Genomic DNA, 18016 nt, shown 5'->3' with positions numbered 1-18016 from the left:
ACCGGTCCGGCCTACTTCAGATACGCGCCCGCGACCTGCAGTGATCCGGCGCCGGAACGCTCGCCGCTGACCAGGATCGCGAAGGCCTGGTCGCCGCGGTAGCCGATGAACCAGCCCGGTCCCTCGGGGCCGTTGGTGCCCACGAGCCCCTTGGCCTTGGTCGAGGCGAGGTCGCTGCCGTCGCCCGACGGGGACACGGTCGAGTCCATCTTCGCCCGCACCGCCTTGAGGATCTTCTCATCGACGTCGCCGAGCGGCGCGCTGGGCTTCGCGGTCTGCCCCTGCACCACGTACGGCGCCGTGGTTTTGCCCTTGGCGATCGCGGAGGCGAAGACGGCCATACCGAAGGGGCTGGCCTTGACGGTGTCGGCGCCGAGCTCGGCGGCGCCCCGGCCGCCGGTGCCGGGCAGCTCCGCGGTCTTCGTCGTCACGCCCGTCATGGCGAAGTCGGTGCCCATGCCGAGCGGGGCGAGCAGCTTCGCCTGCTTGCCGGCGTCGTTCCCCGCGGCGGCGTTGACCTCGCTGTAGAGCGGCTCCAGCACGGGACCGGTGGTGGCGAGCCCGGTGAGCGCCCACTCGATGGAGATGCCGCTGGCCTGCGTGTTCTGCGCGGCGGCCAGGACGGCGCCGGTGGAGACGGACAGCACGACCATGGCGGCGGGCTGCCCCAGCTGGACCACGGCGTTCTCCACGTCGAGCTGCACCTTGGGATCCATCGCGATCCGCAGGTCGGGCCCGGGCGGGCCCTGGAAGCCGACGATCTTGGTGGGCGGCTTCCCGTTCGTGAGCAGCTGCACCTCCCAGCCGGCGGTGGCGTCGCGGTTGGCCTGCCAGGCGCCCTTGATGCCGTCGAAGAGGGGCGAGAACAGCTGCCGGTTGGAGATGAGCAGATCGCCCGCCGTGGTGTCCTGCAGGCCCGGGACGGCCGTCAGCGCGTCGCCGAGGACCCCGTAGTCGTCGTCCCGCAGGTCCACGACGGGGACCGGTTTACCGGGGTCCGCCTTCGCCTTCGCGGCGAGGGATTCGGGCGTGACCAGCGGCGCGACCGGGGAGACGATCTTCGCGACCCGGTTCAGGCTGTCGGTCAGGTTCTTGGTCTTGTTCGGGTCGACGGTGAGCCGGTGCACGGTGCCGGCGAACATCAGTTCCGACTTGTCGGCGGCGAAGACCTTCGGCGGCTTCGCGTCGGTGCGGATCTGCCGGATCGCGGTGTCGGGCGTGAGGCCCGGCGCGAGCACCGCGGGGTCCCAGGAGATGCGCCAGCCGATCGACAGCTGCGAGGCGCTGCCCTTGGTGGTGTAGTCCCAGTCGCGGCCGTCGCCGAAGTTCCAGTGCGTCTTCACGTCGAAGGTGGCGTTGCCGCCGGAGTAGCGCTGCACGTTGGACGCCGTGACCTCGACGGACTTCGCGTTCATGTCGCGCAGCGTGCGGCCGATGACACCGCCCGCCGCGTCGGGCGAGGAGGTGAAGGCGGCGGCCGCGACGGCCTTGCCCTCGCCCAGCGCCGAGCCGTAGCCGTCGAGCATCTTCTGCACCTCGGCGACGGCGCTGTCGCCGCACGCGGCCAGCCCGGAGCCCAGCGTGAGGAGGAGTGCGGAGACCACCGCGGCGGCGCCGTACCGTGCCCGGCCGCTGCGTCTCACGTGGTCTCCTCGCTGCTCATGGTGCGTTCGGCATCCCTGGCCGCGGAGTTTACCGGTCCTCACATGGCATCCTTGGGATATGGATCGGTTGCTTCGCTCCGAGGACCGCGCCGCGTCGTCGATGCCGGGCGTGCAGTCGCGCCACTGCTTCTCCTTCGGGGACCACTACGATCCGGACAATACGCACCACGGCGTCCTGCTCGCGTGCAACGCGGAGCAGGTCGCAGCGGGTACGGGCTTCGACACACACCCGCACCGCGCCGTCGAGATCATCACCTGGGTGCTGTCCGGTTCCCTCGTCCACCAGGACAGCGAGGGACACGCCGGGCTGGTCCATCCGGGCCTCGCCCAGCGGATGAGCGCGGGCACCGGCGTCCTGCACTCCGAACGCAACGATCGCCCCGACCCCGCGGGCGCCGACGTCCGGTTCGTCCAGATGTGGGTGCTGCCCGACGAGCCGGGCGGCGCACCGTCGTACGAGCAGCGGGAGGTCGACGCCGATCTCGCGGCGGGCGGCCTGGTCGCCGTCGCGTCGGGCGACCCCGCGCAGGACGCGGCGATCCGGATCGGCAACCGCGGCGCCACCCTGTTCGCGGCGCGCCTGGCGCCCGGCCGCGCCCTCGACCTGCCGGACGCGCCCTTCGGGCACCTCTACCTGGCCGACGGTGCGGTGGTCGCCGAGTCGTCCGGCGGTCCGGTCGGTCTGTCCGACGGCGACTCGCTGCGTACCGTCGCGGACGGGCGGCGCGTGACCGCCGGGCCCGACGGTGCCGAGCTCCTGTTCTGGCGCATGCGGAACCGCCTGGGCGGCTGAACGGCACGCCGGAGTCCGGCTACGGCAGGGGCCGGTCCGAGGGCACGACGAGGTAGCTCGGCTGCTTCGGGTCGATCAGCACGTGCTGCGGCCGGAACTGCGTCTCCGCGGTGACGGGCCCGACGGTCATCGACTTGATCAGGTTGAGCGCGAAGACGTCGACCCGCAGCCGGTGCCCGGGCTTGAGGACGGCGCTCACGGCGTGGGTACCGATGTCGAGCGGCACCACCTGGCCGGGCTTGACCAGCTCGCGGTCGTCGATGTTGAGCTGGTAGTACGGGGACGCGAGATCGCCGCTCGCCGTGCGGATGCTGCGGGACTCGTCGATCTGCCGCAGCGACGTGGTGAGCTGGCCGGAGCTGATCTTCTCGGACCGTCCGTCGGGACCGACGTCGGTCACGATCACGCTCCAGTACGCGTCGCGGGCGTCCTGTGTGGTGTTGAGACGCAGGTTGATCGGGCCCGAGATCACCGTCGGCTTCCCCACCGGTTTGGACGTGAAGGTGAGCGCGTTCATCTCCGCGACCCGGGTGTCCTTGGTGCAGCCGGTGAAGACGAGGAGCCCGAACATCGCCTGCCCGGTGTCGTTCGAGCACAGCGTCGAGAGGCCGGGGCCGACGGTGCGCCGCGCCGCGATCTTCGGCGGCGCGGTCTGGAGGCTGTTGTCCGACAGCGCGGTCGGCGCGGTGCCCGAGGGCAGGCTGGAGAGGTACATGCGCTGGTACTTCTGGCCGGGCTCGGGGAAGGTGTCGCCTTGCCACCAGCCGCCGCCCATGCGGTGCACGGTGACCGGTGCGTAGTTGTCGATGCCGTTGTCGGCGTCCTTGAGCCACTTGTCGAACCACGCCTTCTGCAGCACGTCGGCGCGCGTCGGCTGGTTCACCCCGCCCAGGTCGTTGGTGACGGTGGCGTGCGCCGCGTCGCCCATGATGAGCTTCTTCTTGCTCGTGGGCAGGGCGCTCAGGTCCTTGGGAAGGCGCCACTCGGTGTTGGTGAACAGGTCGTTCCAGGCGCCGAGCGCGAAGGTCGGCGTGGTGATCTTGTCCAGCGCCGTGCGGTAGGCGGCGCGCAGCGGCGAGTTCTTGTCGATGAGCTGCTTGGTAGTGGGGGTGAGCCCCTCGACCGTCGGCGAGAAGACGCCGGAGAGCAGCTCCGGGAAGAACACCGCCGGGTTCTGCAGCCGGTCCTGCAACCACTTCCAGTCGAAGGTGCCGTTGAGCAACGAGCGCAGGTCGGGGATGAACTTGAGGATGTTGACGATGGCGAGCCAGGGACCGAGGAAGCCGACGCCGAGGCCGCCGCCGGGGGCGACGATGTCGGCGGCGATGTCGGCACCGGGGACGACGGGGAACAGGGCCTGCAGGCCGGCGGGGTTCTTCGACGCCGCCTGGAGCTGATTGATCGCGGAGTACGAGACGCCGGACATGCCGAGGCGGCCGTTCGTCCAGTTCTGCTGACGCACCCAGTCCAGCACCTCGACGGTGTCCGTCTGCTCGCGCGCACCGAAGACGTCCCAGACGCCCTGCGAGTTGCCGGTGCCGCGCACATCGACGACGACCTGCGTGTATCCGCTCTGCACCAGCTTCTGGTCGACCGTGAAGGTGTTGATCAGGCCACCGTTGAGCACGTTGCGGAGGTCGTCGACGCCGCCGATCGGCGTGCCGGAGAAGTTGAACATGTTGAGCACGCCCACGAGCGTCGGGAAGAGCACGGGGACGTTGGTCATCACGGTGGCGATGGTGCTGACGAACTTGGTGTAGGGCGTGACGTTGACGATCGTCGGGGTCTTGGTCTCGATCGCCCTGCCGGACGCGTCCGCGGGCCGGAAGATGTTGGCCCGCAGGACGGTGCCGTCCGACATGCGGATCGGAACGTCCCACTCCGTGGCCATCCTCGGGTACTGCGTCGGGCCGTCGTGGGAGGCGATCCACTCGGGGTTGATCATGCCCGCGACACCCGGCCCCGGCTTCCACGGCTCCGCGCCTGCCCGCGCGACGAGTCCGGGCACGGTGATCGACGTTCCGATCAGCACGAACGCCGTGAGCAGGGCGGCCAGAGTCAGCCGCAGTCGCGGACGTATCAGCCTCATCGAAGAATCCCCTTTAACTTCTCCACCCCGCTCCAGGCCAACCCTGATAGCGGTTTGCGTCACACCGCACGCTAACGGTGTGCTGCGCCATAGGGAATACTGACGAGTCACTTCTCCCACCATGTGAGATTCCTGAGGTCGGCTGGCAGGATGGACGGGTGACGACTTCTCCCGCTCTTGACCTCAGCCACGTCGACGCCGGCATCCGCGTGCAGGACGACCTGTTCGGGCACGTCAACGGCGCCTGGCTGGACACGCACGAGATCCCCGCCGACCGCTCGACCGACGGCGCCTTCTACGCCCTCCGCGACGCCGCGGAGGAGACCGTCCGCACGATCATCGAGGCCTGTGCCGCCGACGCCGGGGCGATCGGCGACGCCGCGCGGATCGGCGACCTGTACGCGAGCTTCATGGACACCGGCGCCATCGCCGCCGCGGGCCTCGCGCCCCTGGCCGACGAGCTGACGGAGGTCCGGTGGGCGCAGTCGCCGTCGGACCTGGTGACGGTCCTCGGCCGGCTGCAGCGGACGGGCGTGAGCGGGCTGCTCGGCTACTACGTGGACACCGACGCCAAGCGCTCGGACCGCTACCTGGTCAACGTGGTGCAGAGCGGGATCTCCCTGCCCGATGAGGCCTACTACCGCGAGGAGCAATACGCGCCGATCCGGGAGAAGTTCGTGGCGCACGTCGCCGCGACCTTCCGCCTGGCCGCGGAGGTGCTCGAGGGCGTCGTGGCGCCGGGCGAGGAGGACGCGGCCGCCGCGCAGGTCCTCGAGCTGGAGACCGCGATCGCCGCCGGACACTGGGACGTGGTCGCCCGGCGCGACGCCGACAAGGGCTACAACCTGCGCACCTTCGCCGAGTTCTCCGCCGAGGCGCCGGGGCTCGCCCCCGCCGCCTGGGTCGCCGCCGTCACCGGCACGGAGGCGAGCCCGGCGTTCGCCGAGGTGAACGTGCGGCAGCCGTCGTTCGCAACGCACGCCGCCGACCTGCTCACCGACCGTCCGCTCGCGCAGTGGCGCACGTGGCTCGCCTGGCGGGTGCTGCACGCGCGCAGCCCCTTCCTCACCGATGCCCTCGTCGACGAGCACTTCGCCTTCTACGGCACGGCGCTCACCGGCACGCCGGAGATCCGGGACCGCTGGAAACGCGGCGTCACCCTGGTCGAGCAGTACCTGGGCTTCGCGGTGGGCGAGCTGTACACCGCGCAGCACTTCCCCGCCGATTCCAAGGAGCGCATGCAGGCGCTCGTCGCCGACCTGGTGGAGGCCTACCGCCGCCGGATCACCGAGCTGCCCTGGATGACCCCCGCGACGCGCGAGCGCGCGCTGGAGAAGCTGGGCAAGTTCACCCCGAAGATCGGCTACCCGGACGTCTCCCGCGACTACTCCGCGCTGGAGATCCGCCGGGACGACCTGATCGGGAACCTGCGCCGCGGCGAGGCCTTCGAGCACGACCGCGAGTTCGCGAAGATCGGCGCGCCCGTCGACCGCGACGAGTGGTTCATGACGCCGCAGACGGTCAACGCCTACTACAACCCCGGCATGAACGAGATCGTCTTCCCGGCCGCGATCCTGCAGCCGCCGTTCTTCTCCCCCACCGCCGACGACGCCGTGAACTACGGCGGCATCGGCGCCGTGATCGGGCACGAGATCGGCCACGGCTTCGACGACCAGGGCGCGAAGTACGACGGTGACGGCAACCTCGAGGACTGGTGGACCGACGCCGACCGCGCGGAGTTCGGCAAGCGCACGACGGCACTCATCGAGCAGTACGACGCGCTGGTCCCACGGGAGCTGGCCGACCAGCCGGGCGGCTCCGAGCACCACGTCAACGGCGGCTTCACCGTGGGCGAGAACATCGGCGACCTCGGCGGCCTCGGCATCGCCCTGGTCGCCTACGGGATCGCCCGGGAGCGGGCGGGCGGCACCGTCGACGACGAGTCCACGCGGGTCGACGACCTGACCGGCCTGCAGCGGCTGTTCTTCAGCTGGGGTGTCGTCTGGCGCGGCAAGTCCCGGCCGGAGGAGGCGATCCGCAGGCTCGCGATCGACCCGCACTCGCCCGCCGAATTCCGTTGCAATGCCATCGTCTCGAACCTCGACGAGTTCTACGCAGCGTTCGGCGTCGATGCCGGGGATCGCCTGTTTTTGGACCGCGACCGCCGTGTCTCGATATGGTGAGAACCGATCAGTAACGACTTTCGAACGACCCGTCCAGCAACCGGCGGATACCCATGATGTGACCCCGTGTCGAACCGGCACGGAGAACGGGTGGCCGTGCATTCACACAAACAGTCCGGTGAACAACTCCCCTCGGTCCTCGGCGTCGTCCACGAATCACCCGAGGTGCAGCTCGAGGAACTGCCCCTCGGGGAGCGGATGGGCGAGATGGCGCGGATGCTGCGCGAGCAGTCCGGGGATTCGGAGTCGCTCCTGACGGCCGCCACCCAGTTCGCCGTCGACCAGGTTCCCGGCGCCGACTTCGCGTGCGTCACCCTGGTCGATCCCAAGGGCGGCATCTCGCATCCCGTGGTGATCGGCGCCGAGGCGCAGCGCGTCGCCGACGTGCAGCGCGACCTGGAGGAGGGCCCCAGCGTGGGCGCGACCTTCGAGTCGACCACGATCCTGCTGCTGGAGGACACCGCCGACGACGACCGCTGGCCGCGCTTCGCCGCCGCCGCGCACGAGGCCGGCGTCGGCTCGATCCTCTCGTTCTGCCTGTACGTGCAGAACGAGGCCTACGGCACGCTGGATCTCATGGCGCGGGAGCCGCACGCCTTCGACGCCGAGTCCATCTCCATCGGCTCGCTCTTCGCCGTGCACGCGGCCGTCGCCTTCTCCGCCGTGCGCGAGAAGGAGCAGATCCGCGCGGCGCTGACCACGCGCGACGTGATCGGGCAGGCCAAGGGCATGATCATGGAGCGCTACAAGCTGGACTCCGACGCCGCCTTCCGCCTCCTCGCGCGCCTGTCCCAGGACAGCAACATCCGCCTCGCCGAGGTCGCCGAGCAGGTCATCGACGCCGGGCCGGAGTAGCCCGACGGTCCGCCGACCGCTGCGGCTGCGGCTGACGCCGACTCTCCCTCACGAAACACCCGGTCCCCCAACGGACGCCACCACTCACGCACCGGCAGCCCTACGGCTCGAGCACGACCCCGTCGGCGATGAGGGGCCTGCCGTCGATGATCAGGCTGCCCGCGCCGCCGGGGGCGTCGGTGCGGAGGTCCTTGACGATGTCCCAGTGCAATGAGGAATCGTTGGTGCCGTTGCACTCCGCGTACGCCCGGCCCAACGCGATGTGCACGCTGCCGAGGATCTTCTCATCGATGAACAGGTCGCCGGTCCAGGTCTGCACCTTCTCGCTGGTGCCGATCCCGAGCTCGCCGATCCGCGCGGAGCCCCCGTCGGTGTCGATGAGGGCGCGCGCCACCTCCGCGCCCCGCGTTGCTGAGACCCCGGTGACGAGCCCGTCGGTGAAGTCGAGCCGCAGGTCCTCGAAGGAGCGGCCGGCGAAGACGAAGACGCCGGGGAACGTGATGTGCCCGTTCACCCCGTCGTCGAGCGGCGCCGTCGCCACCTCGCCGTCGGGGAGGTTCGCCTCGCCGGCGAAGAGCACGCCGAGCCGGCCGGCCACGCGCATCGTGAGGTGGGTGTCGGGCGAGACCACGGTGATGGTGTCGGCGGCGCTCACGGCGTCGGCCAGCGGCTGCCAGCGCCGACGGTGCGCGTCCCAGTCGTCGAGCGCGCCCGCGAAGAACTCGTCGAGCAGCGTCGGCAGGGGCACGGCGATGCGCTCGGCCCAGTCCGCGGTGGGGACCCGCACGACGGCCCAGCGGGTGCCGCGCCAGCGCAGCGACGAGACGACGCCCTTGGCGGTGCGCTGCGCCGCGAGTTTCGCCGGCAGGTCGGGCAGCTCGGACTCGTCCTCCGGCCACAGCATCGCCCGGAAGGAGACGTGCACCGTCGACCACTCCATCGCCGCGACCTCGACCGGCGCGGGCTCCCGCAGCTCGTCGACGGTCCGCGTGGCGAGCGCGTCCGCGTCGGCGAACTCGCTGGTGTAGACCGTCTGCACCGCGGCGCCGCGGCGGGTGGCCTCGCGGATGAGGGCGTGCGCCGCGGGGGTGGCGGCGGCATCGTTGAGGAAGACGCTCACGCGCGAATCGGCGGCGATCTCCAGGCGGTGGGCGATGTGCTCGGCGAGTCGGGCCCACCGGGGGGCGTCACTGGTCATGGTTCCTCAGTTCGTTCAGGTCGCTGACGATGTCGCGCGTGGCGCGGTAGAAGGCCCGGTAGGCGGCGCTCTGCCGGGCGTAGAGCGGGGCGAGATCCGTGCGGGGCGCCACGGACCGCTGCACGTCGACCCAGTCGTCGAGGCGGTCCGGCCGGGTCATCCCGACGGCGCAGGCCGCGAGCATGGCGTCGCCCTGCGCGGCGCCCGATCCGCCGACGACCTCCTGCGGGTAGCCGCTGATGTCGGAGATCGCCTGCAGCCAGACGGCGTTCTTGGTGCCGCCACCGACCGCGCGGATCCGGCTGGGCGCCAGGGACTCCGCCTCGTAGGCGCGCAGCGCCTCGGCGGCCGACTGGGCGATGCCCTCGAGCACCGCGCGGGCCATGTCCCCGCGGTCGTGCTCGAGCGAGAGCCCCAGGAAGCCGCCGCGGGCGCCGGCGTCGAACAGGGGCGTCCGCTCGCCGCTGAGGTGCGGGAGCGCCAACAGGCCCCGCGCGCCGGGCCTCGATCGTGCTGCGAGGTCCGCGATCTCGGTGAACACCTCGTCGATGCTCTCGGTACCGGGCGCCAGGATGTCGACGTACCACCGGGTGAAGCTGCCGGCCGTCGCCGTGCCCGCGGCGGCGATGTAGCTGTCGCGGAAGACGTACGGCGCGGGCCACAGCACGGCGGAGGAGACGGGCCGGTCCACGACCTCGATCAGGAAGTGCGAGGAACCGTACATGAGCATCATGTCGCCGGGGCGGCGCACGCCGGCGCTCAGCGCCTCGACGGCGGCGTCGGGCGCGCCCACCAGCACCGGGGTCCCGGCCCGCAGCCCGGTCGCCGCGGCCGCGGTCGGCGTGACCTCGCCGACGACGTCCGAGGACCAGCCGAGGTCGGGCAGCTGGTCCCGCCGGGGCGCGCCGGGCACGCCGTCGAGGTTCCAGTCGCCCGTGCGCCGGTCGTACAGCGGGTGGTAGTACGCGGCGGTGGCGTGGTCCGTCACCCGCTTGCCGGTGAGCCGGCCGGTGACGAAGGTCTGGCAGGTCACGAAATGCGCGGCGGTCGTGAAGACCTCGGGCTCCTCATCGTGCAGCCAGGACACCTTCGGTCCCGCGGACTGCGAGGTGAGCGTGGTCCCCGACCGCGCCATGATCTCGTCCTCGCCGAGCGCGGCGACGGTGGCCGCGATCTGCGCGTCGGCGCGGGTGTCCACGCCGTAGAGGATCGCGGTGCGCAGGGGGCGGCCCGAGGCGTCGATGGGGAGCACGCACGGGCCGATGCCGCTGCACGCCACCGCCGCCACCTCGGCGGGGTCCACGTCGCCCTCGGCGAGCAGGCGCGCCGTCACCTCGACGAAGCCCGCCCACCAGACGGTCTCCGGGTCGTGCTCCACGAAGCCGGGGCGGGGCACCGTCACGCGGTGCTGCCGGCGGGCCCGTGCGACGACGGTGCCGTCGGCCCGCAGCAGCACCCCCTTCGTCTCGTAGGTGCCGATGTCGACACCGAGAACGACAGTCATGAGCTCAGTGTTTCGCGCGGATCAGAGCGTCGCGCGGAAATCGCGGACGGCGCCCATCAGCTCCTGCACGCGGGCCAGGTCGGCGCGGTTCTCGAAGACCCCGCCCTCCTTGAACGCCGTGCCGACCACGGCACCGTCGGCGATCGCGAGCTGCTCGGAGGCGTTGGCGGCGCGGACGCCCGTGTTGACGAACACCGGCACGGCGCCGGCGGCGTCCTTGACGATGCGCAGCGACTGGGTGTCGGTGGGGGCGCCGGCGGTGAGGCCGGAGACGCAGAGGGCGTCGGGCTTGGTGGCGAAGACGGTGGTCTCGGCGATGGACTTGAGGCTGCGCTCTGCCATGTACGTCGCCGACTCGGGGACGATGTTGAACAGCAGCTTGACGTCCTGGCCGCCGATGCGGTGACGGTAGCGCGCCACCTCGCCGACGTTCGTGTCCCACATGCCGAAGTCGCTGGCGTAGACGCCGGTGAAGATCTCGCGCACCCACTGCGCGCCGGTAGCGACGGCGAGGTCGATCGAGGCGCGGCCGTCCCACAGCACGTTCACGCCGTGCGGCACCGACAGCTGCGGCAGCAGCTCGGCGATGATGCGCGCCATGGTGATCGCGGTGATCGGCTCGGTCTTGGTGAGGTACGGGAGGCTGAACTCGTTGGAGACCATGACGCCGTCGACGCCACCGGTCTGCAGCGCGTCGAGTTCGGCCTTCGCCCGGTCGATGATCGCGCCGATACCGGCCTTCGTGTCGTAGCCCGGGTCGCCCGGAAGGGCCGAGAGGTGAAGCATGGCGATGACCGGCTTCTTCGTGCTGAAGACGTCGTCGAGCCAGGTGGTGGAGGTCATGGGGCCGTCTCTTTCGTCGGTGAAGACACGCACCGGGTTTCGGGCGCGCGGGTTTCGTTGTGGTGGAGCGGGATCGGGTGTCAGCGTTGGTCGGCGAACACGGTGCGCACTCCGGCCGCCTCGGCGGCGCGGATCACGTCGGAATCGGGGGCCGCGTCGGTCACCAGCAGGTCGGCCGCGGCGAGCGGCGCGACCTGCGCGAGGTGCGCGCGGCCGAGTTTGGTGCGGTCGACGACCACGATGAGGCGGTCGGCGGATTCGATGGCGGCGCGCTTCACCGCGCTCTCGTCGCGGTGGTAGTCGCTGTAGCCACGGGCGGCGTCCACGCCGGACACCCCCATCACGAAGGTGTCGCAGTTGTAGCGGCGCAGCGCGGAGACCGCGTCGTCGCCGATCAGGCTGTGTTCCCCGGGACGGACGGTGCCCCCGGTGAGCACGACCGTGGTGCCGGGCTCGTCCGCCAGTTCGACGGCGACCAGCACGCTGGGCGTGACCACCGTGAGCTCGAGCCGCCTGCCCCGGATGGCGCGCGCCACCGCGAGGGCGGTGCTGCCGCTGTCCAGGATCACGGTCTCCTTGTGGTGCAACAGGTTCGCGACCGTCGCGCCGATGTGTTCCTTGCCCACCGACTCGGCACCCATCCGGGATTCGAAGGTGGGCTCGACGAACTTGCCGGTCGCGATCGCGCCGCCCATCACCTTGCGCACCAGGCCTTCGACCTCGAGCGCGTCGACGTCGCGGCGCACCGTCATCTCGGAGACCTGGAAGCGGCCGGCGAGCGAGGCGAAGTCGACCTCGCCCTGCTCCTGCACGAGATCGCGGATCAGGCGCCGCCGTTCCGTGACGTCGAGTGCCATGGCCCGCTCCCCTCGTGCTCCCTCGGTGATGAACGATTGTGACTTTATCACAGCCACGTGGGGGTCGCCACCGCGTTCTGAGAATATTTCACCGACTTTGGTTGAAGTTCTTGCGATCCAGGTCACATCGATCTACATTTTGATGTGATTTAACAACAAGACGCTCGTCCGCATCGAACACCCGGAGGCATCATGACCCCACCACCGACACTGGAGAGCTCGGCGCCGTCCGGCTTGCTCGCCCGCATCGGTATCCCTCCGAGCATCGCGTGGGGCTTCGCCGGCGTCTTCCTGTTCATGATCGGCATCGGCCTCGAGATCAGCTGGCTCAGCCCGTACCTCACCGACCAGGGCATCAGTGTCAGCGTGGTCGCCTCGATCTTCTCGGTCTACGGCATCAGCGTCTCGATCTCGTCGTGGATCTCCGGCGTGGTCTTCGAGATCATCGGCGCCAAGCGCACGATGCTGCTGGCCTTCGTGCTGTTCGCCGCGGGCACGGCGGTGTTCGTCGGGATCGGCGTGCAGCAGCAGGCGGTCTGGGCGCTGTTCGTGGGCTACGCGATCAAGGGCTTCAGCTACCCCCTCTTCTCCTATTCCTTCCTCGTCTGGATCGCGTACCGCGCTGTCCCGGAACGCCTCAGCACCGCCTACGGATGGTTCTGGGTCGCCTTCTCCGGCGGCATGAGCGTGGTCGGCGCCTACGGCTCGGGCCTCCTCATCGACGCCGTCGGGCCGATCCCGGTGCTCTGGTCGACGGTGCTCTTCGCGGGCCTCGGGACCGCGGCGATCGTCCTGCTCAACCGCGACGACATCACGCCGAAGCCCGCACCCGCCGCCGACCGCTGGCTTGAGCTCTTCTCCCTGGTGACGATCCTGCGCGACCAGCCGCGGCTGGCGCTCGTGATCGGCATCCGCATCGTGAACACGCTGCCGCTCTTCGCGATGCCCGTCTTCATGCCCCTCTACCTGGAGGACTACGGCTTTACCACGGCGGAGTGGCTCGCGGTCTGGGGCACCACCTGGCTCGCGAACATCGCCTTCAACCTCGTCTTCGGCTACCTCGGGGACCAGCTCGGCTGGAAGCGCGTCATCTCCTTCGTCGGCGGCATCGGCTGCGCCCTGTCCACGCTGGCCTTCTTCTACGCCCCGCAGGTCCTCGGCCACAACTTCACCGCCCTGATGATCGCCGGACTGTGCCTGGGCGCCTGTGTGGCGGGCTACATCCCGCTCGACGCGATCGTCGCGAACTTCGTCGAGGACAACAAGGGCGCCGCGATCTCCGTGATGAACTTCGGCGCCGGCCTGTCCACGCTCGTCGGCCCGCTCATCGTGGCGATCTTCGCCGAGCCCTTCGGCTACACGTCCGTGGCGTGGGTTCTCGCCGGCCTGTACCTCGCGGTGGGCGTGGTGATCTGGTACCTGGTGCCCCGCACCGCCGCGACGAACGACACGGACGCCGCCACGACGGCCGAGGCGACCGAGGCGTGACCTCCTCCCCCGGCACCGATCCGGCCGTCGTCGAGTGCGACGCCGGCCGGATCACCGGCCTCCGAATGGGGTCGCTCCGGCGTTTCCTCGGCGTCCCCTACGCCAGTCCGCCGGTCGGCGCGCGACGCTTCGCGCTCCCCGAGGCGGCCGCACCGTCGAACGTCGACGCCGGCGCCTTCGGCCCCACGCCCCCGGCCTCGTTCGTGCTGCCGGCCCCCTTCACGTACCCGGAGATCCTCGGGGACGACTGGCTCACGCTCAACGTCTGGACCCCGGCGGAGCCCGACGGTCCGCTGCCCGTGCTGGTCTGGTTCTACGGCGGCTCCTTCGCGATGGGCAGCACCGCGCAGGGCGTCTTCGACGGGGCCGCCTTCGCCCGCGACGGCGTGGTCTTCGTCTCCGTGAACCACCGGGTGGGCGTCGAGGGCTTCGCCCACCTCCCCGACGCCCCGGACAACCGCGGCCTGCACGACCTGGTCTGCGCGCTGGAGTGGGTGCGGCGCAACATCGCCGCGTTCGGCGGTGATCCGGCCCGGGTGACGATCGCGGGCGAGTCCGCGGGCGCGATGAGCGCCTCGGCGCTGGCCGCGTCGCCGCACGCCGGTCGCCTGTTCGCGGGCGCGATCTGCCAGTCCGGCATCGGGCTCGCGTACGACGCCGAGACCGCCGCCCGGCCCGCGCGGATCGCCGCCGAGCGGCTCGGCCTCGCCCCGACGGCCGACGACCTGCGGGCGGTCGATCCGCGGACCGTCGGGCGGGCGGTCGCGGACGTGATGGCGGGGCTGCCCCCGCACCGGCAGGCCACACTGTTCACCCTCGCGCGGGACGGCGATCTGGTGCCCGAGAGCCCCGTCGACGTCCTGTCCCGCGGCCCAGCCGCAGTGCCGATGATCATCGGGCACAACGCCGCCGAGGCCGACCTGTGGCGCACGCCCGGCGTCTTCCCGCCCGTGTGGGCCGACGGCGCGCCGGACGCGCGGTTCGCCGAAGAACTCGCCCTCCTCGGGGCGGACGAGGCCGTCGTGCGCGCCTATCGGGAACGCTTCGACGACGATGACGCCTTCGTCGAGCTCGTCTCCGACGGCCTGTTCTGCGCCCCATCGCTGCGGGCCCAGCGCGGGCAGGCCGGAAACTGCCACGCGTACCTGTTCACCTGGCCGTCGCCGCTCCTGAGCCGGACCGCGTTCCACGCCCTCGACCTCGGCTTTGCGCTGGACAACCTCGATGATCCCACGTTCGCGCGGCACGCGGGCCCGCGGCCGCCGCGGGCACTGGCCGCGGCGATGCACGGCTCCTGGGTGCGATTCCTTGGCGCGGGCTCCCCCGGTTGGGCCCCGTACTCCACGGAGCGGGACGTGGCGACCTTCGGGCCTGCGGAAAGCCGTGACCTGGGCCTTCTCGCGATGTGGGGAACACGGGCGTAGTCACGGGTTCGAACTGCGACGATTCCGACCCTGTGTTCGCATCGCAAAATACGGTCTGGTGTGATTGTCTGTCGTCGGCGAGAGACGAACACGGGTTCACCTCGATTCATCGCCGGGAACGTCTCACGAGAAGAGGGAGATCATGACCGCAAGTCCCACGAACAACCCGAACCCCCCGAGCAACCCGCTCGGCGCCGGCCAGCAGTTCGTCAACGAGGTGCGCGGGTTCGCCGCGGATGTCGCCAAGCGCACCTGGCAGACGGCCATCGCCATCGGCGCCATCGCCGCGATCCTCGGCATCGTGCTGCTCGCCTGGCCGCAGCCGACGCTGCACGTCGTGGCGATCCTGTTCGCGCTCTACCTGCTCATCACCGGCGTGCTCCAGATCGTCGCGACCTTCGGCGTGCTCTCCTCGCAGAGCTTCTGGTGGCGCCTGCTCACCTTCCTGACCGGTGCGGTCTCGATCGTGCTGGCCGTCGTCGCATTCCGCAACGTCGTCGAGTCGCTGGTGATGCTCGCCATCTGGATCGGCGTGGGCTGGATCTTCCGCGGCATCGCGGGCCTGTCGCTCTACGCCGACTTCCCGAAGGGCGCGCCCGGCAAGGTGGGGGGCATCATCCTGGCCATCATCTCCATCGCCGCCGGTGCCTTCGTCGTGATCTACCCGTACGACTCGATCCCGTCGCTGGTGCTGGCCACCGGCATCGTCCTGATCGTGCTCGGCCTGGTCGAGATCTTCCACGGCATCCAGATCCGGTCGAACATCAACCGCATCCGCCCGCAGGTCTAGTCCGCACCCGCGGAACTGCCGGCCTCACCCCGGCAGACCGAAAAGGGGCCGGCACCGTCTTCTCGACGGTGCCGGCCCCTTTCGTCGTTCAGGCCGTGCGGCGGTGAGTCCTACTCGTAGGTCTCGCCGGCCTCGGCCTTGGCGACCAGCGAGGCGGGCGGGGTGAACTGCTCGCCGTACTTGCCGGCCAGGAAGTTCGCCTGCGCGATGAACGCCTTCGGACCCGCGAGGCCCTCGGCGGGCGTGCCCGGGCGGCCCTCGTAGGTGTTGATGTACTGCAGCACGCCACCGGTCCAGGCGGGGAAGCCGATGCCGAAGATCGAGCCGATGTTGGCGTCGGCCACCGAGGTGAGCACGCCCTCGTCGAAGCAGCGGACGGTCTCGATGGACTCGATGAAGAGCATGCGCTCCTGGAGCTCGTGGAAGTCCGGCGTGACGCTGCCCGACTTGAACTGCTCCTGGAAGCCCTGCCACAGGCCGGTGCGCTTGCCGTCGGCGTAGTCGTAGAAGCCCGCGCCGTCCTTCTTGGAGGTGCGGCCGTTCTCGACCATCCAGTCGACCACGGCGAAGGCGCCGTGCTGCGGCACGTCCTTGCCCTCCGCCTTGAGGGCGGTCTCGGTCGCGAGGCGGATCTTCTGCATCAGGGTGAGCGTGAGCTCGTCCGTCAGCTGCAGCGGCGCGGCCGGGTAGCCGGCCTGCTGGCCCGCCTGCTCCAGGTACACCGGGTCGACGCCCTCGCCGATGGCCGCGAGGGCCTCGTTGATGAACGTGCCGATGACGCGGGAGGTGAAGAAGCCGCGACTGTCGTGGACGACGATCGGGGTCTTCTTGATCTGCAGGGTGTAGTCGATCACCTTCGCCAGGACGGCGTCGGAGGTCTTCTCGCCCTTGATGATCTCCACCAGCGGCATCTTGTCGACGGGGCTGAAGAAGTGGATGCCGATGAAGTCCTCGGAGCGCTTGACGCCCTCGGCGAGGATGGTGATCGGCAGGGTCGACGTGTTGGAGCCGAGGATGGCGTCGGGCTCGACGATGTCCTCGATCTCCTGGAAGACCTTGTTCTTCACCTCGACCGACTCGAACGCGGCCTCGATCACGAGGTCGACGCCCGCGAAGTCCTGCGGGTCGATGGTCGGCGTGATGCGGCCGAGCAGCTCGTCGGACTTCTCCTGCGTGGTGCGGCCCTTGGCCAGCGCCTTCGCCTCGAGCTGCTCCGAGTACGCCTTGCCCCGCTTGGCGGCGTCGAGGTCGATGTCCTTGAGGACGACCTCGATGCCGGCCTTCGCCGAGACGTACGCGATCGCCGCGCCCATCATGCCGGCGCCGATGACGCCGACCTTCTTGGCCTGGTACTTCTCGAAGCCGTCGGGGCGCGAGCCGCCGCCGTTGATGTGCTGCAGGTCGAAGAAGAACGCCTTGATCATGTTCTTCGAGACGCTGCCCGTGGCCAGCTTGGTGAAGTAGCGCGACTCGATCTCGAGGGCGGTGTCGAAGTCGACGTAGGTGCCCTCGAACGCGGCGGCCATGATGGCCTCCGGCGCCGGCATGGGCGCGCCCTTGAGCTGCTTGCGCAGGTTGGCCGGGAACGCCGGGGCGTTCGGGGCCAGGGTCTTGTCGATCGGCGAGCCGCCGGGGATGCGGTGCCCCTTGACGTCCCAGGGCTGCACGCCGCCCTCGGGGTTGGCCTTGATCCACGCCTTGGCGGCGGGGAGCAGCTCGTCGACGGTGGCGACGACGTCGTTGACCAGGCCGGTCTTCTGGGCCTTGGTCGGGTTCATCTGGGTGCCCTGGAGCAGGACGCCCATGAGCGCGCCCTGCAGGCCGAGCATCCGGACGGTGCGGGTCACGCCGCCGCCGCCGGGGAGCAGGCCGAGCGAGACCTCGGGGAGGCCGATCTTGCTGCCGCGCGCGTCCGCCGCGATGCGGTGGTTGGCGGCGAGGGCGATCTCGAGGCCGCCGCCGAGCGCGGCGCCGTTGATGGCGGCCACGACGGGCTTGGGCAGCTTCTCGATACGACGGAGGTCCTTCTTGATCTCCTGGACGTTGTCGAAGACCTGCTGCGCCTCGGCCGGGGTGGCCTTGCGGATCTCGGTCAGGTTGCCGCCGGCGAAGAAGGTCTTCTTCGCGGAGGTGATGACGACACCGGTGATGGACTCGACCTCGGCCTCGAGGCGGTCGACGGTGGCGCGCATGGACGTGCCGTACAGCTCGTTCATGGTGTTCGCGGAGCTGGTCGGGTCGTCCATCGTCAGGGTGACGATGCCGTCGGCGTCCTGCTCCCAGCGGATCATGTTGTCAGACATGTTTCTTCAGTCTCCTGTTGTTCCG

The 18016-nt window shown here is 70.3% G+C and carries 13 protein-coding genes; 6 read left to right on the top strand and 7 right to left on the bottom strand.

Translation table 11 applies throughout. From position 1 onward, the window contains the following. Nucleotides 1-11 precede the first annotated feature (11 nt). Complete coding sequence (locus WFK95_RS01330) at nt 12-1643, bottom strand: NTF2-like N-terminal transpeptidase domain-containing protein (protein ID WP_336669654.1); 1632 nt, start codon at nt 1641-1643, stop codon at nt 12-14. Nucleotides 1644-1722: 79 nt separating this feature from the next. Here WFK95_RS01330 and WFK95_RS01325 point away from each other — a divergent pair, with 79 nt between their 5' ends. Further along, complete coding sequence (locus WFK95_RS01325) at nt 1723-2457, top strand: pirin family protein (protein WP_336669653.1); 735 nt, start codon at nt 1723-1725, stop codon at nt 2455-2457. Between the two features lie 19 nt (nt 2458-2476). On the opposite strand, the gene WFK95_RS01320 is transcribed toward WFK95_RS01325, so the two are convergent. Continuing rightward, the gene (locus tag WFK95_RS01320; RefSeq protein ID WP_336669652.1) at nt 2477-4546 is read right to left on the bottom strand and encodes a CocE/NonD family hydrolase; all 2070 of its coding nucleotides are present in this window, start codon (nt 4544-4546) and stop codon (nt 2477-2479) included. Nucleotides 4547-4704: 158 nt separating this feature from the next. Here WFK95_RS01320 and WFK95_RS01315 point away from each other — a divergent pair, with 158 nt between their 5' ends. Then, nucleotides 4705-6729, top strand: coding sequence for a M13 family metallopeptidase (locus tag WFK95_RS01315; RefSeq protein WP_336669651.1), 2025 nt, complete (start codon nt 4705-4707; stop codon nt 6727-6729). Between the two features lie 96 nt (nt 6730-6825). Then, entirely contained in the window at nt 6826-7584 is a 759-nt protein-coding gene (locus tag WFK95_RS01310; protein ID WP_336669650.1) for a GAF and ANTAR domain-containing protein, read from the top strand. 100 nt (nt 7585-7684) lie between these two features. On the opposite strand, the gene WFK95_RS01305 is transcribed toward WFK95_RS01310, so the two are convergent. From WFK95_RS01305 to WFK95_RS01290, 4 genes are all read right to left on the bottom strand, one after another. Next, nucleotides 7685-8782, bottom strand: a complete 1098-nt coding sequence (locus tag WFK95_RS01305; protein WP_336669649.1) for an aminopeptidase — start codon at nt 8780-8782, stop codon at nt 7685-7687. After that, nucleotides 8772-10286 carry an FGGY-family carbohydrate kinase gene (locus WFK95_RS01300; RefSeq protein WP_336669648.1) on the bottom strand — a complete coding sequence of 505 codons (1515 nt, stop codon included), beginning with the start codon at nt 10284-10286 and terminating at the stop codon, nt 8772-8774. Before WFK95_RS01300 ends, WFK95_RS01305 begins: the two co-directional genes overlap by 11 nt. Before the next feature lie 21 nt (nt 10287-10307). Then, complete coding sequence (locus tag WFK95_RS01295) at nt 10308-11129, bottom strand: BtpA/SgcQ family protein (RefSeq protein WP_336669647.1); 822 nt, start codon at nt 11127-11129, stop codon at nt 10308-10310. A gap of 80 nt (nt 11130-11209) precedes the next feature. Beyond that, entirely contained in the window at nt 11210-11986 is a 777-nt protein-coding gene (locus WFK95_RS01290; protein ID WP_336669646.1) for a DeoR/GlpR family DNA-binding transcription regulator, read from the bottom strand. A 192-nt stretch (nt 11987-12178) separates the two neighbouring features. Here WFK95_RS01290 and WFK95_RS01285 point away from each other — a divergent pair, with 192 nt between their 5' ends. The 3 genes from WFK95_RS01285 to WFK95_RS01275 all read left to right on the top strand — a co-directional run bounded on the left by WFK95_RS01285 (nt 12179) and on the right by WFK95_RS01275 (nt 15688). After that, nucleotides 12179-13474 (top strand): MFS transporter, encoded by a 1296-nt coding sequence (locus tag WFK95_RS01285; RefSeq protein WP_336669645.1) that lies wholly within the window; start codon nt 12179-12181, stop codon nt 13472-13474. After that, nucleotides 13471-14898 (top strand): carboxylesterase/lipase family protein, encoded by a 1428-nt coding sequence (locus WFK95_RS01280; protein ID WP_224651400.1) that lies wholly within the window; start codon nt 13471-13473, stop codon nt 14896-14898. Before WFK95_RS01285 ends, WFK95_RS01280 begins: the two co-directional genes overlap by 4 nt. A gap of 142 nt (nt 14899-15040) precedes the next feature. Then, the gene (locus WFK95_RS01275) at nt 15041-15688 is read left to right on the top strand and encodes an HdeD family acid-resistance protein (protein WP_336669644.1); all 648 of its coding nucleotides are present in this window, start codon (nt 15041-15043) and stop codon (nt 15686-15688) included. A 110-nt stretch (nt 15689-15798) separates the two neighbouring features. On the opposite strand, the gene WFK95_RS01270 is transcribed toward WFK95_RS01275, so the two are convergent. Next, on the bottom strand, nt 15799-17991 hold the full coding sequence (locus tag WFK95_RS01270; RefSeq protein WP_224651406.1) for a 3-hydroxyacyl-CoA dehydrogenase NAD-binding domain-containing protein: 2193 nt from the start codon (nt 17989-17991) through the stop codon (nt 15799-15801). Nucleotides 17992-18016 lie beyond the last annotated feature (25 nt).

The organism is Tsukamurella sp. USMM236 (assembly GCF_037148755.1).
Taxonomy (GTDB): Bacteria; Actinomycetota; Actinomycetes; order Mycobacteriales; family Mycobacteriaceae; genus Tsukamurella.
This window is presented reverse-complemented; position numbering and strand designations above follow the sequence as displayed.